The organism is Oceanisphaera ostreae, from assembly GCF_042676125.1.
Lineage (GTDB): Bacteria > Pseudomonadota > Gammaproteobacteria > Enterobacterales > Aeromonadaceae > Oceanimonas > Oceanimonas ostreae.
The window spans coordinates 66235-81621 of record NZ_JBHTJS010000006.1 but is presented as its reverse complement, the minus strand read 5'-3'; the positions used below and the strand labels follow the sequence as shown (position 1 = coordinate 81621).

General features: G+C 50.7%; 17 protein-coding genes. 11 read left to right on the top strand and 6 right to left on the bottom strand.

The features are described from left to right. Positions 1-21: 21 nt before the first annotated feature. The 5 genes from ACFQ1C_RS02775 to ACFQ1C_RS02755 are packed head-to-tail and all read right to left on the bottom strand — an operon-like array spanning position 22 to position 3143. Entirely contained in the window at positions 22-453 is a 432-nt protein-coding gene (locus ACFQ1C_RS02775; protein WP_379557005.1) for a YqaA family protein, read from the bottom strand. Further along, complete coding sequence (locus ACFQ1C_RS02770; RefSeq protein WP_379557004.1) at positions 453-1142, bottom strand: gamma-glutamyl-gamma-aminobutyrate hydrolase family protein; 690 nt, start codon at positions 1140-1142, stop codon at positions 453-455. Before ACFQ1C_RS02770 ends, ACFQ1C_RS02775 begins: the two co-directional genes overlap by 1 nt. Next, the gene (locus ACFQ1C_RS02765) at positions 1130-2098 is read right to left on the bottom strand and encodes an amidoligase family protein (protein WP_379557003.1); all 969 of its coding nucleotides are present in this window, start codon (positions 2096-2098) and stop codon (positions 1130-1132) included. The genes ACFQ1C_RS02770 and ACFQ1C_RS02765 overlap by 13 nt, the downstream gene beginning before the upstream one ends. 55 nt (positions 2099-2153) lie before the next feature. Beyond that, positions 2154-2522: a DUF2956 domain-containing protein gene (locus ACFQ1C_RS02760; RefSeq protein ID WP_379557002.1), complete on the bottom strand. Its 369-nt coding sequence runs from the start codon at positions 2520-2522 to the stop codon at positions 2154-2156. Continuing rightward, positions 2523-3143, bottom strand: a complete 621-nt coding sequence (locus ACFQ1C_RS02755; RefSeq protein WP_379557001.1) for a molecular chaperone TorD family protein — start codon at positions 3141-3143, stop codon at positions 2523-2525. It lies immediately after the preceding gene. Positions 3144-3433: 290 nt separating this feature from the next. On the opposite strand from ACFQ1C_RS02755, the gene glyA reads away from it, so the two are divergent. After that, positions 3434-4687, top strand: coding sequence for a serine hydroxymethyltransferase (gene glyA, locus ACFQ1C_RS02750; RefSeq protein WP_379557000.1), 1254 nt, complete (start codon positions 3434-3436; stop codon positions 4685-4687). A gap of 577 nt (positions 4688-5264) precedes the next feature. Here glyA and ACFQ1C_RS02745 read toward each other — a convergent pair. Then, the gene (locus tag ACFQ1C_RS02745) at positions 5265-6278 is read right to left on the bottom strand and encodes an IS110 family transposase (RefSeq protein ID WP_379556999.1); all 1014 of its coding nucleotides are present in this window, start codon (positions 6276-6278) and stop codon (positions 5265-5267) included. A 569-nt stretch (positions 6279-6847) separates the two neighbouring features. Here ACFQ1C_RS02745 and nrdR point away from each other — a divergent pair. From nrdR to ACFQ1C_RS02695, 10 genes are all read left to right on the top strand, one after another. Next, the gene (nrdR, locus tag ACFQ1C_RS02740; protein ID WP_379556998.1) at positions 6848-7297 is read left to right on the top strand and encodes a transcriptional regulator NrdR; all 450 of its coding nucleotides are present in this window, start codon (positions 6848-6850) and stop codon (positions 7295-7297) included. Next, the gene (ribD, locus tag ACFQ1C_RS02735) at positions 7298-8461 is read left to right on the top strand and encodes a bifunctional diaminohydroxyphosphoribosylaminopyrimidine deaminase/5-amino-6-(5-phosphoribosylamino)uracil reductase RibD (protein ID WP_379556997.1); all 1164 of its coding nucleotides are present in this window, start codon (positions 7298-7300) and stop codon (positions 8459-8461) included. Between the two features lie 73 nt (positions 8462-8534). Then, the gene (ribBA, locus tag ACFQ1C_RS02730; RefSeq protein ID WP_379556996.1) at positions 8535-9644 is read left to right on the top strand and encodes a bifunctional 3,4-dihydroxy-2-butanone-4-phosphate synthase/GTP cyclohydrolase II; all 1110 of its coding nucleotides are present in this window, start codon (positions 8535-8537) and stop codon (positions 9642-9644) included. 129 nt (positions 9645-9773) lie between these two features. Continuing rightward, positions 9774-11777 (top strand): biofilm regulation protein phosphatase SiaA, encoded by a 2004-nt coding sequence (gene siaA / locus ACFQ1C_RS02725; RefSeq protein WP_379556995.1) that lies wholly within the window; start codon positions 9774-9776, stop codon positions 11775-11777. 10 nt (positions 11778-11787) lie between these two features. Beyond that, positions 11788-12330 carry a biofilm regulation protein kinase SiaB gene (gene siaB, locus ACFQ1C_RS02720; protein ID WP_379556994.1) on the top strand — a complete coding sequence of 181 codons (543 nt, stop codon included), beginning with the start codon at positions 11788-11790 and terminating at the stop codon, positions 12328-12330. Continuing rightward, positions 12327-12734, top strand: a complete 408-nt coding sequence (gene siaC / locus ACFQ1C_RS02715) for a biofilm regulation phosphoprotein SiaC (RefSeq protein ID WP_379556993.1) — start codon at positions 12327-12329, stop codon at positions 12732-12734. Before siaB ends, siaC begins: the two co-directional genes overlap by 4 nt. Beyond that, entirely contained in the window at positions 12715-13497 is a 783-nt protein-coding gene (gene siaD, locus ACFQ1C_RS02710) for a biofilm regulation diguanylate cyclase SiaD (protein WP_379556992.1), read from the top strand. The genes siaC and siaD overlap by 20 nt, the downstream gene beginning before the upstream one ends. A gap of 51 nt (positions 13498-13548) precedes the next feature. After that, positions 13549-14106 (top strand): HutD/Ves family protein, encoded by a 558-nt coding sequence (locus ACFQ1C_RS02705; protein WP_379556991.1) that lies wholly within the window; start codon positions 13549-13551, stop codon positions 14104-14106. A gap of 1 nt (position 14107) precedes the next feature. After that, positions 14108-14776 (top strand): alpha/beta hydrolase, encoded by a 669-nt coding sequence (locus tag ACFQ1C_RS02700; RefSeq protein WP_379556990.1) that lies wholly within the window; start codon positions 14108-14110, stop codon positions 14774-14776. A 258-nt stretch (positions 14777-15034) separates the two neighbouring features. After that, a complete protein-coding gene (locus ACFQ1C_RS02695) occupies positions 15035-15382 on the top strand; it encodes a HopJ type III effector protein (RefSeq protein ID WP_379556989.1) in 348 nt (115 codons plus the stop codon). The last annotated feature ends 5 nt before the right edge of the window (positions 15383-15387 follow it).

The window sequence follows — 15387 nt, the reverse complement described above, 5'->3', positions numbered from 1 at the left end:
GCGCTATCATCCACTTATAAATTACAACAAAAAACGGTCGGCAAAATACAGTACAACGGCATAACGTGTGGCTTTGCCGATGAACACCAGCAAAGTAAAAGGCAGCAGGCGTACCTTCATGATGCCAGCAATAAAAGTCAGCGCATCGCCGCCCACTGGTGCCCAGGCCAATAATAAAGACCAGACGCCAAAGCGCTGAAAGCCAGCCTGTGCCCGCGCAAGCTGCTTCTCCTTGATAGGAAACCAGCGCTTATGGCGATAATGCAGCAAATACTTACCTAACCACCAGTTGATGATGGAGCCCAAGGTGTTGCCGACACTGGCTAATAACCACAGCAGTAGGGCGGCGTCAGGTTGGCGGATGAGCGCGGCGGCCAGCACCACTTCCGAATAAAAAGGCGCAATGGTGGCGGCCAGTAAACTGCTACTGAATACAATAATATAATCCAGCATTAAGGGTACAGCCTCTCGGGAGTGGTGGTCTTAGCCTGTTCAATTAAATGGCGAAAGATAGCCCGTTGGCCCGACAGGTAGGACATATATTCAGGATGCCATTGCACGCCTAAAATAGCGTGATCGCCCTGATATTCGATGGCTTGCACAAAGCCGTCTAAATCGCGAGCCGTCACGTCAAGCCCAGCCCCCAGCCGCTTAATGGCTTGATGATGCAAGCTGTTAATACGCCAGCGAGTTAGGCTAATAATGGCATGTAATCGGCCCCGGCCGGTGCCAACGGCGGTTTTGCGTGGCAATAAGGTGCGACGATTAGACGTAAGCTTGCGCAGCGGGCGAATATCGGCGTGCAAAGATCCTCCCAATACCACATTGATCAACTGCGCTCCGCGACAAATTCCTAACAGCGGCAACTGGGTTTGCAAGGCATGCTTAATGAGCTCAATTTCAAAAGCATCCCGTTTCGCATCGGCCGGTGCGCGGCCCGTGTCCTCGCCGTATAACGCGGCATCGATATCGTCTCCACCGCCAATAATCAGCCCTTGCAACTTGTCTCTTTTATGGGGTTGAAAATGTGCGGGCGTTAAACGCAAGGCACGCCCCCCGGCAAGAAAAATGGCAAAGCGAGTTGCCCACCAAGCCCAAGGCAGTTTGCTATCGGGGCCGGTCACGCCAATCAGCGGAGCCATTGTGTCACCTTGTGTTTCCAGGGGTCTAAAAAGTCCAGTGTGATGTGGTCGAGGTGCTTGGCATAATGCCGGCATACTTGCGCCAGTTTTTGTTCATCGTTGGCTAACGCTTCTACTTGCAGCCATCCTTGCCAGGCATGATTGAGTGACCAGCGCGGATTGTCGATATCCGAGTTGGGGAGGCGATAATGCAGGGTGGGGCGCTTGTTCACTTTAGGATCTTGAACCACGCTTTGCACCAAGGCTTCATCGTGCCAAGCCAGTAAGGGTAGTAAGTCGAGCGAGCGATTACGGCTAGGGTTGAATTTCAAATAGTCGGTGCTAAAAGCAGGCAAGCTGGGCCAGTATTGTGGGGCAATAACCAGACGGCTGTACTCTTTACTAAAAGCGCGAATATAAGGAGAAACTTTGCGGGCGGCCACTATATCTTCGTGTGCATCCAGCCAGTCGTGTAAGCATAAATAGGCTTTAAAGTAGCGCAGTAGGGTGTGGCTGTCGTTATCGGGCAATTCCGGATTCAAGTGTAAGCCAAAGGCATAGTGTAGGGCGTGACGGGTACCTTTAGCGCCGGCCAGCCTTAAGCGCTTAAACAAAGGAGTTAAGGCATCAAGTTGCGACAGCGGCAGCGGTGGGCTGACCAGTTCGAGTGGTACCAGTTGAAAGGCCAAGTTACCTAATAACTCGGTGGCCGCCAGCTCTAGCTCGCCAGGCGGTTGCTGGCGCTGCTCTCGAGCCAGCCGTTTCAGATAATCGAAGTCCAGCTCGGCCCTAAACGTCCCCAGTGGTGTCGCTATGTTTATTTCGTATTCAGACTGGGGTTGCAGGGAGCCATTGAGCTGATCAGCGACCAGCTCGACCAATACCGACAAGGGCAGACCGTTTAGCTCCAGCTCAACACCCACGCGGCGCTCAGACCCTTCAACGGTTAGTGTGTATTCGGGTAAGCTAAGGGGCATGGATCTTCCTAATCTATAAGAGGTCGAGCAAAAGGTATTTACTCCCGACCCTATACTACAGTGTTGCCTGTTGTAACCACCAGTAAACGGCAAAGCCTAACCAGCTTAATCCCAGTAATGCCCACGGCAACCAAGATGTGCTTGCCGTTGGCTGAGGAAGCACTTGCGACTCTTGCTCATATTCTTGCCCGTTTTCTTGGTCTGATTGCTGCTCGCGGCTGCGTTGTTTTTTCGCTTTATCGGTGGCACGGGCCCGGGATTTTTGCTGTTTCTTATATTCGTCTATGCCTTTTTGAATGCCTTGGGCAATGAGCCGGGTTTGCTCTTTAGTTTGTCCCGGCTTTTGGGTGGCCTTGGCCATGCGTTCAGCGTCTTCTTGAGTTTGCGGAGACGGGTTAGCTTTGCCATGTTTATGGTGTGCCATTTATTGCGCCACATTATTGAGATAATGAATATCCATGCTAAACATGGCCAGTAGCAGCTTGGCGGCACTGGCATAAAAACCAAAAGGATCTTCTTGCTGGCACCGCTTCACAAATACCGGCAGCCAATTAAGTAGTAGTTGGTTAGCCAGCTCTCGTTGTTGATCAAGTAGATGAAGGCGTTGAGCTTCATCTTGGGTTGCAGCGGCAGCCATGGCAAGCGTGGCCATCATTTCTAAATGATTACAGACATGCAAAGGATCATCATCTGGCAGCTGGGTACCGTGTTGGTGCAACAATACACTCATAAAAAGCAGCGCATCTTCACCGCAATCTGTAAAAGCTGAGGTATCAAGTAACTGTTTTTCAACAAACAGCTGTTGATAATATTGGCTCAGATCACGCTGCGGCTGCGTTAGCTCTAATACTTTGCTGGCGTGCAGACGAAACGCTTCGGTGGCATCACGCAAAGGATCTAGTGTGGCCAAGCTGTTTAAAAAGGCGTGCATGTCATAGCCGCCAAACTGTTGGATTTCATCGTCGACCAAGGGCGCCGAAAATAGGGTGGTAAACCAGTAATAGAGTTCGGCTCGGCGTTGCGAGGTCACTTGGAAATCTTGCATATACTCCTCAACGAGTTTGGGGCCACATATTTAAAAACAATGTCTTTAAATACAGGCAAGCTCAACTAAAGGCGTCTATTCTATCGGCTTTATCCTTCAGATCTACCCCATAACGCCTGCGAATGAATAGCGAGTTAAATGTTAACTTGTTATGATTGGTTTGTTATTTTTTCTACGTGAAGATAAATAATTGTTGTTAACTGTGCGCTCGGCACTAGGCCGCGCGCAGCCTAAAGGGTAGACTTAAGCAAAATAAGTGCATACCCCCATGAGTCAGGAGAGACAGACAAATGTTAAAGCGTGAAATGAACATCGCCGATTATGATCCCCAGTTGTGGCAAGCCATTAGCGATGAGACCCAGCGTCAGGAAGAGCACATTGAGCTGATTGCTTCTGAGAACTATACCAGCCCGCGCGTAATGCAGGCCCAGGGTTCTCAGCTGACTAACAAATATGCCGAAGGTTATCCGGGCAAGCGCTTTTATGGTGGCTGTGAATATGTTGATATCGTTGAAGAGCTGGCTATAGACCGCGCTAAAGAATTGTTTGGTGCTACCTATGCCAACGTGCAGCCGCACTCCGGCTCTCAGGCCAACTCGGCGGTATTTATGGCATTGGTTAAGCCTGGCGATACTGTAATGGGTATGAACTTGGCCCACGGTGGTCACCTGACTCATGGCTCGCCTGCCAACTTTTCTGGCAAAATGTACAACATCGTACCTTACGGAATCAACGAAGCCGGTGTGATCGATTACGAAGAAATGGAGCGTTTGGCAGTTGAGCACAAGCCGAAAATGATTATCGGTGGCTTCTCTGCTTTCTCTGGCATCGTTGATTGGGCACGCATGCGTGAAATCGCCGACAAGGTAGACGCCTGGTTCATGGTAGATATGGCACACGTAGCCGGTTTGATTGCTGCGGGTCATTACCCAAGCCCAATCGCCCATGCCCACGTTGTGACTACAACTACCCATAAAACGCTGGCTGGCCCGCGTGGTGGTTTGATTCTGTCTGCCGCCAACAATGAAGATCTGGAGAAGAAGCTGAATTCGGCAGTATTCCCAGGTGGTCAGGGTGGTCCTCTGATGCACGTTATCGCCGGTAAGGCAGTCGCCTTCAAAGAAGCGCTAGAGCCCGAGTTCACTGAATACCAGGGTCGAGTGCTGAAAAACGCTCAGGCCATGGCCGATGCTTTCCAAAAGCGTGGCTACAAGGTAGTTTCCGGTGGTACTTACAACCACCTGTTCCTGCTGGATCTAATCGACAAAGACATCACCGGTAAAGATGCGGACGCAGCCCTAGGCCGCGCCTTCATCACCGTGAACAAGAACGCCGTTCCCAACGACCCGCGCTCTCCGTTCGTGACCTCTGGTATTCGTCTTGGTACTCCGGCAGTAACCCGCCGTGGTTTCAATGAAGCCGACGTTCGCGAACTGGCAGGCTGGATCTGTGATGTGCTGGACGACATCAACGATGAAGCTACCATCGCCCGCGTGAAAGAGCAGGTGCTGGACATCTGCCGTCGTCACCCAGTTTATGCATAATCGCATAATCTAGATGTTGAAAAAACGGGGCCTTCGGGCCCCGTTTTTATTTTATGCAGCGTGAAGAGCGAAGGGTAAAGAGGGCGAGATAAGCTTAAAAACTAAACCTAAAATCATTTTGCCACGGAATCCACGGAAGAAGTCAAAAGCGACAAATGAGTAAAATTTATGGGGTTAAGATCTTATACCAATCACACTAAACAAATGGTCTGATTTTATTTCATGTATAAGGTCGAACAAAGGTTCTCCTCCACCGACACGCTGCAAGCACCTATATGGACACCTCGCTTTTAGCAAGTGGGGTTTCTGTTATTGTCGGTAGCCAGGATAAAACTGCGTACGTATATTCGGCCTGTATTGATGAGCAGGTCTCTATTGACTCACTCTGGCCCTAATGAAATCCGCGCCCTTGCAGCATTATCGTCCCTACGGAATCTAGGTTCCGTGTGCTTCACCAGCGTTGGCAAGGGCCGGTCTTACCTGTTACCACATTAACGTCATTCCCACGCGCAGTACCTCGGGGTGATAAAACTCTTTTATTGCTAAACTATTCTTTTACTAACTTTTCGTCACGTCTTTAGGCTAGTTGGTAATGCGTTTGTTTAGACAGCATCGCCCAAATAATACGGGCCAATTTATTCGCAATCGCTATCGCTGTGCGCTGTTTACCGCGGCGCTCGATGAGTGTTTTGGCCCACAGTGACAGCCTGTCTGTCGACTTGTCGACGTAGCGGATAATCGACCACGCCCCCTGCACCAACAGCTTACGCAAGTAACCGTTACCACGCTTGGTAATGCTGCCCAAGACGTGTTTGCCGCCGCTAGAATGCTCTTTGGGGACTAATCCCAAGTTCGCGGAGAAATGGCGACCGCTACGATAATGACGCGCATTCCCTGCGAAGGCGACTACGGCGGTGGCGGTGATATCACCGACGCCTTTAATGTCTGTCAATCGGCGGCAGGCCTCATTGGCACGACACTGTCGGCGAATATCTGCATCCAATTGCTTTATCGACTCGTTGATTGCCCGCCACTCTTCCAGCAGGCTGTGAAAGTAAATCCGTGCCTGCGGTGTCAGCTCGTTATCGACCGCTTCCAATATATCGGGCATCGCCGCCTGCAGAGCTTCTTTGCCACGAGGTTGGACAATGCCATATTCATTAAGCAGACCACGGAGCTGGCAAATGAGCCGAGTACGTTCTTCCACTCGGCGTTCGCGGATACGATGGACTAGATTCATATCCGTTTGTTCTAACGTTCTGGGCGTGACGGTGGTCATATTAGGCCGCTTCGCCGCCTCACAGATAGCAAACGCATCGTTGCGGTCATTCTTGTTCCCTTTGACGAAGGGTTTAACGTGCTGGGGTGGCAATAACATCACCGTGTAACCCAGTTTCTGTAATGTTCGACCCCAGTAGTTAGAGCCACTACAGGCTTCCATCGCAATAGTCACTCCAGGATATTGCGCCAAGAAATTAAGCAAGTTAGCGCGACGAACCTGACGGTTAAATATCGCCTTACCTGCTCGATTCACGCCACAAACTTGAAACAGATTCTTTGCTAAATCGATACCTATCAGCGTAATGTTCATAGTGGACACCTTTTGTGATGACATTTGAGTGTGTAACCCAAATATGGCGCGTAATGACGCCGGTTGCACAAGAGGTGTCCATCTCATCATCCCTGTGGCGCTCAAACACATAACATCCCTGTTATGTGATGGTCGGTGGAGTAGAACCCTTTATCCGCCCCTATGCCACGGAGCCGCCTGAGGGTGGGGTTAGCAGACAACTCGGTGCTTAAAGAGAGGTAACAGAGATGGCCTCCCACGACCGTGACATGCCAAGGATGGCATGTCCGAGCTTACATGGATGTACTCGTAGCGAGTCATGGGAGGCGGCTGTGTTACCTCAGACGTTCCGACCCAACACCTGACCAAATATTTAATGTGATTGGTATTAACCATAAAAATCACTCTTTGATCTTGTCTCAGCTTAATTTTTTCGTGGCAAAGAGATCTTTAGTCTCTAGGTATTTGACGTTGGCACTATGGTTTACCCCTCACACTTCACGTTTCACTCCTTGTACGCCCTTAAGCCACTGGCAATCTTATGTCTGCTTATTTACACTGAAGGCCGAAATTTAGCCCTCGGAGGCACCATGCACTGTCCCTTCTGCCAAGCAACCGAAACCAAGGTGATCGACTCCCGATTAGTCGGCGAAGGTTTACAGGTGCGCCGTCGGCGAGAATGTAACGCCTGCAAAGAGCGTTTTACCACCTTTGAAAGTGCCGAATTGGTCATGCCAAGGGTGATCAAAAATAATGGTATTCGTGAACCCTTCAACGAAGACAAGCTGGAAGCGGGCATGCAGCGGGCGCTAGAAAAGCGCCCGGTGAGCATAGAAGCCATCGAACAGTCAGTAAGCCGCATCATGTCCCAGCTCCGCGCCACCGGCGAGCGAGAAATAAAATCAGAATACATAGGTAATCTCGTTATGGAGGAGCTAAAGCTACTCGACAAAGTAGCCTATATTCGTTTTGCCTCCGTGTACCGTTGCTTTGAAGACTTACGCCAATTTGGTGAAGAAATAGCCCGGCTGGAGCAATAAGTGTTTAACTCTCAAGATGCAAACTATATGGCCAGAGCATTGGAACTCGCCAAGCGTGGCCACTTTACCGTTAGCCCAAATCCTGCCGTAGGCTGCGTTATCGTGCAACATGATCAGGTAATTGGCGAAGGTTATCACCGCCAAGCCGGTGGTCCTCATGCCGAAGTATTTGCTCTGCGCCAAGCGGGGGCCGCAGCGTTGGGGGCAACCGCCTATGTAACACTGGAGCCTTGCTCTCATTATGGCCGCACACCACCTTGCGCTCAGGCTTTAATTGATGCGGGTATAGCGCGAGTGGTTGTAGCGAGTGTGGATGCCAATCCGCAAGTGTCAGGCCGGGGGTTAACCATGCTGCGCGCAGCGGGCATTCATGCCGAAGCGGGGCTAATGGCAACAGAGTCGGAAGCCATTAATCGCGGCTTTATGCATCGCATGCGCACGAGTTTACCGTTTGTAACGGTAAAGCTGGCGGCTAGTCTAGATGGGCGCACCGCTTTGGCTAACGGACAAAGCAAGTGGATCACCGGCCCTGCGGCGCGGCGCGATGTGCAACGCCACCGCGCCTTAAGCTGCGCTATTTTGTCGGGAGCCGATACGGTACTCATCGACAACGCCAGCCTTAATGTGCGCTGGAACGAGCTGCCCGAGTCGGTGCAAGCCAGCTATGGCGAGTATAATGCTTCTGATAATATCGATGATGTGGCTACTCACCAAGTTCACCAACCATTGCGCCAACCGCTGCGGGTGATCATAGACACCCGTAACCGTTTGACATCTAACCTAGCGTTATTCAGCGTATCTGGTCCTATTCTCCTCTTGCGCACTCAAGTTACGGGGGGCTTTAACGCTGAGGTAGAAGAGTGCGTATTGCCACTTACCGACCTCGGTCAGCTGGACTTACCCGAGTTAATGGCCGAGCTTGGCCGTCGCCAAATTAATCACCTGTGGGTAGAAGCAGGAGCTCGGTTAGGAGGAGCCTTATTAGACGCAGCACTCATTAATGAGCTGGTGCTTTATCAGGCGCCTAAGTTGATGGGCAGCAGTGCTCGTGGTTTATTCGATGTGTCAGAGCGGGTGGCTATGAGTCAAATCACCGAGTTAGAATGGCAAGATTGCCGTAAAGTGGGCGACGATATTAAATTAACCGCAAAAGTAAAAAATTGATGTTTATCGGTATTGTAGAAGCCACTGGCACCTTGGCGGCCAGCGGTTTGATCATTTATTAAGGGAGAGTCCCATGGCTTTAAGCAGTACCCAAGAGATCATCGACGATATCCGTCAGGGAAAAATGGTTATTTTGATGGATGATGAAGACCGTGAAAACGAAGGCGATTTAATTATGGCCTCGCACCATGTGCGCCCAGAAGACATCAATTTTATGGCGAAATATGGCCGCGGCCTGATTTGCCTGACCTTGACCGAAGCCCGCTGCCATCAGCTGGATATTCCACAAATGGTCAGCCGCAATACCGAGCAGTTTTCTACGGCCTTTACCGTGTCAATTGAAGCCGCCAAAGGCGTGACTACCGGCATTTCTGCAGCCGACCGCGCGCGAACTGTGCAAGCGGCCGTAGCTCCCGATGCCAAACCGTCCGACTTAGTACAACCGGGGCATATTTTTCCGTTGAAAGCCCAAAATGGTGGTGTATTAACCCGCGCCGGCCATACCGAAGCCGGTTGTGATCTGGCCAGACTGGCGGGGCTGGAGGCTTCGTCGGTGATCGTGGAAATTTTGAATGAAGACGGCACCATGGCGCGTCGTCCCGATCTGGAAGTGTTCGCTAAAGAGCACGACATTAAACTGGGTACCATTGCCGATTTAATTGAGTATCGCAATCAACATGAAACCACAATCGAGCAAGTGGCGCGTTGTCATTTGCCCACTGAGTACGGTGATTTTGAGCTGGTTACTTTTAGAGATACCATCGACAATCAGGTGCACTTTGCGCTGAAGAAAGGCGACATCCAGCAAGACGAGCCGGCACTGGTACGAGTGCATATTCACGATATGTTTACCGATGTGTTGATGACCGACCGTCACTCGTCTCGCACTTGGCCTTTGGGCAAATCTATGCAGCGTATTGCCGATGAGGGCGGTGTGCTGGTGATTCTGGGTCGCGAAGAAACGCCGGATCACTTGTTGTCATTAGTGCGCCAGTTTGAAGCCGTAGACCGTGGCGAGCGATCAGCCGCCGCCAAGTGGCAGGGGACCTCACGCCGTGTTGGTGTGGGCTCGCAAATTCTGCAGGCCATGGGCGTGGGGAAAATGAAGCTATTAAGCTCACCCAAGCGCTACCATGCGCTGTCTGGCTTTGGTCTGGAAGTCGTCGAATACATTACCGATTAATGCTGGGTTGCGGCTGTTTATCAAAGAAGCCTACTTTATGTGGGCTTTTTTATGGGAGTTGATTGAGTTTTCACACTCAAGCGTCAACAATGAGCGCCTTAACTGAATTATCTTGTTACAAGGACGTCGATGGCTATTTGGGGAAAAGGGCTGCGAGCCAAGGCAATGTGGACACTATTCGTTGCCTTCTTGCTGGTATTTATTCCGGCCGTGGGGATGGGTTGGCAGATAATGTCTGGGGTGCAAGAGCACTTTGGCAACGCCTTTGCTCGTAACTTCACACAACTGAACCGACAACATATCTTGGTGCCCTTGTCTCGAGATCTCGCCTTGGCTCAGCGCTTTGCTGATTCTATCTTGATGCAACAATGGCTGAGCAATGAAGATGATGAGCAAGATAAAGCCATGTTATTTCGTGAAAGCGAAGGCTATATCAAGGATTTCAGTAGCCATTCCTTCTTTATTATCAGCGCTCGGTCGGGAGCTTACTATTATCGGGAAGCCAACAGGCCTTTCGATGGTCAACCCGAATATATTCTTGCTGCCAACAACCCCGATGATGCCTGGGTTTACAATGTACTAGCTAATGGTCACAAGGTTAATATTAACGTTAATCATGATACTCGGCTTGAAACGACGCGTGTTTGGTCAAATATTCTAATTGAAGATCAAGGCAAGGTCTTGGGGCTGGCGGGTACGGGCATCGATCTCACCAAATTTATCGAACAGTTTATTGCTACCGATGAAGTCGGTGTGACCCCCATGATCATCGATGAGCAGGGCGCCTTTCAGGCACATCCCGACAAAGACTACATTGCAATAGGGTCGGCGACGGGATCCGATGTCCAGAGTCGTACGTTATTGGCGCAATTACCCGAGGCGCAACGACCGCAGTTGCAAACGTTGATGGCGCAAGCCAAATCTAGCCCCAACCAAGTGAGTATTGACAGCTTTACTCTGGCCGATAAGCGTCAGTTAGTCGCCATGAGCTTTATTCCCGAGTTGGGTTGGTATGTGGTAACCGCCATTGATCTCGACGCGGCGCAGATACTGGAGTCCGTTTGGCTAACGGCCTCCTTGTTGGCCTTTGTCATCATGTTGGTGCTACTGCTGTTGGCCTTAGCTTATGCGGTAGAGCGATTGATATTACGGCCGTTGCGTCAGTTGCAAAGTTCAGCCAGTGCGATTGCCGATGGTAATTACCAGATGTCGTTACCCCCATCAAAGGGTGATGAAATTGGCGATTTGAGCACGGCGTTTAGCGTGATGGCAAATAAGGTGCAAACTCATACCCAAGAGCTGGAGCATAAGGTACGCAGCCGTACCTCTGAGCTGGAAGCCGTCAACAACCAAATGCGCCAGGCTCATCAACAGATTAATGACTCCATTGATTACGCCAGCTTAATACAAAAAGCGATTTTGCCCGATCAGCAGCTAAAGCAAACTTTGGGTGAACATCACTTTGTATTGTGGCATCCCCGTGATGTGGTGGGCGGAGACTTTTATGTCTTTCATCCTGCAGAACAGGGGCGCTTCTTGGTTGGGGTCGTCGATTGTGCGGGGCACGGCGTGGCAGGGGCGCTGATGACCATGCTGGCCCGAGCCGCGTTAGACCATGCCATTCATGATTGCGGCATTGCCTCGCCGGCCAGCATTTTGCAGCAGACCGACCTTATCTTGCGCGGCATGATGCAAGATTGTGAGTTGCCTCGTGGGCTTGCCACCAATATGGATGTTGGCTTAGCCAGTGTTATGCCGGAGCAGCAACGACTGGTGTTCGCAGGCGCTAAAATGTCGCTTTATCACAGCGATGGCAAACAAATAGTCGAAATCAAGGGGAACCGACGCACTCTGCTTGATCGTCGCCATGTGCAATTTACCGATACAGAGCTCACCCTACAGCGGGAACAGACGTATTATTTAGCCACCGACGGCTATTTGGATCAGGCTGGCGGTGATAAAGGATTTGGTTTTGGGAATAGCCGTTTTTGCGATTTATTAAAAACCCACGCCGGTTTTCCCTTGGATGAGCAGGCTCAATCTCTTAAGCTGGCACTAGATGATTATCGGGGGGATTACCCTCAGCGGGATGATATAACCCTACTTGCGTTTAAAGTGGATTCGTTTGAATGAGGATATTGAGATGTCATCGATTGACCTGCTGTCGATAAGAGAACAGTTTAACAAGAACCACATACTACTGTGCTTCAACGGCCCTATTTCTCGTAGCCTTATTGAAGAAATAGGAAAAGCCCTGAAAAACTATCTGCAGGAAGATAATGCCCTGCCGAGTGCCGCCATGGATGTGTTCGGTGTCTATATCGAGTTGACGCAGAATATTCGTCATTACGCTGCCCGCATGAAATATAGTGAGACTGAGGGCTCGGCGACTGTGGTGGTGGCGCGCAATGCCGAGGGGAGCTATCTGGTGTTGGCGGGCAACCAAGTGGAGTTAGCCGATGGTCAGGCAATGTGCCATCGTATTAACCAGCTGACCGAGATGGACAAAGCAGAATTGAAAAAAGCCTATAAAACGCAGTTACGTCAACCTCGGAGTGACGATGCCGCCAGTGGCGCAGGACTGGGTCTGTTGGATGTCGCCCGAAAGTCCTCACACCCCATGGTCGCCAAGCTGGTGGATACCGGCTCGAACCGTGGTTTTTTAAGCTTGTTGGCGGTGATATGAAACCAGAAATAGTCATGAAATCATTAAATATAGTGGGCAGTCAGTCTACTCCCACTATTTTCTGCAACGCAGACAGCGGCGTGATGACGATGCAGGGTGACTCTTACCCAGAAAACTCGTTTGAGTTTTTTAGTGAGATAATTAGTTGGGTCGAGCAGTTTTTACAACACGCCACCTTGCCGCTGCAACTGGAGTTACGCCTGATCTATATGAATACCAGCAGCGTTAAGGCGATGATGGATATTTTCGACTTACTGGAAGCCGCTCATGAGCAAGGCCGCTCGGTGAGTGTGTGCTGGTACTATGATCCGGAAAACGAACGGGTCGTGGAGCTAGCTGAAGAGTTTAAAGAAGATTGCTCCTTTACTTTCAATATTGAGCCGCATGATGAAACCATGGACTGATGCCGAGCTGGAGCGCTTGTTGGCTGAACCTGAACATCAGGAGAGTCCACTGCTTCCGGCATTACAGTGGCTGCAACAGCGAGAGCAAACCCAGCGCAAGCAGCTTGAAAAACTGCTGCGAATTGCCGATTGCAGCGACGGCCTAGCCCGTTCACAGACTCAAGATCTGCTGGGGCAGTATGATAAACAACTACGGCGGCTGGAAAAAATCACCCGAATTTCCGATCGATACCAGCATAATCTGATGGCACTGAACGAGCAGCTAAAACAGGCGGCACAGCAGGATCCCTTGACCAAGCTGGCTAATCGTCGACTGTTATTGGCTCGGCTAGGTGAAGAAGTCGAGCGATGCCGCCGAGGTACAAAACCCTTCGTTATGGTCATGCTGGATGTCGATTACTTCAAGCGGATCAACGATAATTTTGGCCACGAGACGGGGGATAGAGCCTTGTGCATGATGGCCGAGACGATAGTCCAACAACTACGGGGCTACGATTTATGCGCGCGCTGGGGTGGGGAAGAGTTCTTGTTATTGTTGCCGGAAACCGGACTGGAGCAGGCTACCCATATAGTAGAGCGTGTCATGGCGGCGGTACGGGCACTACGACTGGCGAAGGATGAAACGATTCGGCTCAGTATCAGCGCGGGGCTGGCCATCTATCAGCCTGATGAAAACGTCGATTTCACCATCAGCCGTGCTGATGCCGCGCTTATTCAGGCCAAAAATAATGGCCGAGATCAATTGCAGGTCGCTCTGGCCTAGCTTCGCTACCATCGCCTCCTTTTATTACCCTAAATTCGGAGCAACAAACCCATGGCAATACGACTGGGGCCTGAAGACTTTATCGATATGCCCTGGAAAAACGGTGGCGGCGTTACCCGAGAGCTGTATCGGCTGCCCGGCGAACCAGGCAGCGATTTTGGCCTGCGGATATCGATGGCCCGAGTAGGGCAAAGCGGCCCTTTTTCTTTGTTTCCCGGTATCGACCGTATCCTAATGTTGGTAGACGGTGCTGGTTTCAAGTTAGACATGAACGGTCAGGTTTATACCCTAGACACCCCCTTCGTGCCGTTGGCTTTTTCCGGCGAAGAGCCGGTTGCGTGCACATTGCTAGGCGGAGAGAGTTTGGACTTCAATGTGATGAGCGATCGACATTGGGGCCAGGCCGAACTGCAGGTACATGAGCTGGCGCCGGGGCAGATTTATCGTTGTCATAGCGTGACGCCTAGGCTGCTGTATCGTCATGCTACGGGTCAGTATGCCGAGCCAGAATTGTGGGTGCTGGCGCCCGGCGATAGCCTAGATCTAACCGCAGACGAACAGGGCGCGACCCTAGTCGATATTATCCTTTATCCTTTGATTGGAGTCTGAAATGACTACACTGAATTCTATTGTGCGAGACACGGCACCCACCCCAGATGCCTGTGTGATCTGGTTGCATGGCTTAGGCGCCAACGGCCATGACTTTGAGCCGATAGTACCTGAGCTAGGTTTGCCTGTGGGCAGTGCTATTCGTTTTATCTTTCCCCATGCGCCACAAATACCGGTGACGGTAAATGGTGGCCATCGCATGCCCGCTTGGTATGACATTATTGCCATGAACATAGACAGAGAAGTCGATGAGCGCCAGTTGCGCGTGTCGGCTCGCGCCATTCAGGCCATTATTGACCAGCAAATAGCGGAGGGAATCGATAGCCGCCGTATTGTGCTGGCCGGTTTCTCTCAGGGCGGTGCGGTTGCCTATGAGGCGGCACTAAGCTGTGCTCAGCCGTTGGGCGGGCTGATTGCCATGTCTACCTATTTGGCTACAGCTAATAGTGTGCAGCGCCATAAAGCCAATGCCGCCTTACCAATACAGGTATTACACGGCACGCGCGATGCGGTGGTGCCACCTGTGCTAGGTGAACGTGCCTGCCAGCAGTTACAGCAATGGGGTTATGCGCCCGAGTTTCATAGCTACTCGATGGAGCACAGCGTGTGCGCCGCCGAAATAACCGACATTAGCCGTTTCTTGTGTCAGTGTTTAGGGCTTAAAGCTTAAAACCTAAACCATTTTGCCACGGAATACACAGAACACACTGAAAAATAAAGACAAAAGCGTCAAGAGCCTTTAACGGGTAAGACCTTATAAAAATAAGGAATTTCACTTGTCGTCTTTGAACTGGCTTTACGTCTGTGCGTTCTGTGCTTCTCGTAGTAAAAAGTTGTGGTGAAATATCCCTAATTTTTAGAACTTTTGTTGGTCTGTTCCACTTCACGCTTTATCCTTGACTCTTCCCATCAAAGTTAAGGAATATTAATGACTGAAAACGAGTTGATTACGGCGCTACAGCAGCGACCAGAGCAAATTGAATTTGCAGATGCCTTGGCGGTGATTGATGCCGCTTATGATTTTATCCCGACGGCTTTTAGTAATGGTGGGCTGGAAAATGCCGCTGGGCAAAACAATGGCTCATGCAAAATTTTTGCCTTTGGCCAATTACATCAACTAACTCCCGATCAAGCCTTAGCCTGTTTTGGCGAACATTATCGAAGCGTATTAGCGGATCTGTCTGGAGAAAGTCATCAAAATATCCGACACTTCATGCAACACGGTTGGGCTGCTATTGACTATGAAGGACAGCCGTTAACGCTCAAAAAACGATAATAAGG

Bases quoted from the DNA above. Each gene is read 5' to 3' on its own strand.
- ACFQ1C_RS02775 (WP_379557005.1), bottom strand. From the start codon at position 453: ATGCTGGATTATATTATTGTATTCAGTAGCAGTTTACTGGCCGCCACC.
- ACFQ1C_RS02770 (WP_379557004.1), bottom strand. From the start codon at position 1,142: ATGGCTCCGCTGATTGGCGTGACCGGCCCCGATAGCAAACTGCCTTGG.
- ACFQ1C_RS02765 (WP_379557003.1), bottom strand. From the start codon at position 2,098: ATGCCCCTTAGCTTACCCGAATACACACTAACCGTTGAAGGGTCTGAG.
- ACFQ1C_RS02760 (WP_379557002.1), bottom strand. From the start codon at position 2,522: ATGGCACACCATAAACATGGCAAAGCTAACCCGTCTCCGCAAACTCAA.
- ACFQ1C_RS02755 (WP_379557001.1), bottom strand. From the start codon at position 3,143: ATGCAAGATTTCCAAGTGACCTCGCAACGCCGAGCCGAACTCTATTAC.
- glyA (WP_379557000.1), top strand. From the start codon at position 3,434: ATGTTAAAGCGTGAAATGAACATCGCCGATTATGATCCCCAGTTGTGG.
- ACFQ1C_RS02745 (WP_379556999.1), bottom strand. From the start codon at position 6,278: ATGAACATTACGCTGATAGGTATCGATTTAGCAAAGAATCTGTTTCAA.
- nrdR (WP_379556998.1), top strand. From the start codon at position 6,848: ATGCACTGTCCCTTCTGCCAAGCAACCGAAACCAAGGTGATCGACTCC.
- ribBA (WP_379556996.1), top strand. From the start codon at position 8,535: ATGGCTTTAAGCAGTACCCAAGAGATCATCGACGATATCCGTCAGGGA.
- siaA (WP_379556995.1), top strand. From the start codon at position 9,774: ATGGCTATTTGGGGAAAAGGGCTGCGAGCCAAGGCAATGTGGACACTA.
- siaB (WP_379556994.1), top strand. From the start codon at position 11,788: ATGTCATCGATTGACCTGCTGTCGATAAGAGAACAGTTTAACAAGAAC.
- siaC (WP_379556993.1), top strand. From the start codon at position 12,327: ATGAAACCAGAAATAGTCATGAAATCATTAAATATAGTGGGCAGTCAG.
- siaD (WP_379556992.1), top strand. From the start codon at position 12,715: ATGATGAAACCATGGACTGATGCCGAGCTGGAGCGCTTGTTGGCTGAA.
- ACFQ1C_RS02705 (WP_379556991.1), top strand. From the start codon at position 13,549: ATGGCAATACGACTGGGGCCTGAAGACTTTATCGATATGCCCTGGAAA.
- ACFQ1C_RS02700 (WP_379556990.1), top strand. From the start codon at position 14,108: ATGACTACACTGAATTCTATTGTGCGAGACACGGCACCCACCCCAGAT.
- ACFQ1C_RS02695 (WP_379556989.1), top strand. From the start codon at position 15,035: ATGACTGAAAACGAGTTGATTACGGCGCTACAGCAGCGACCAGAGCAA.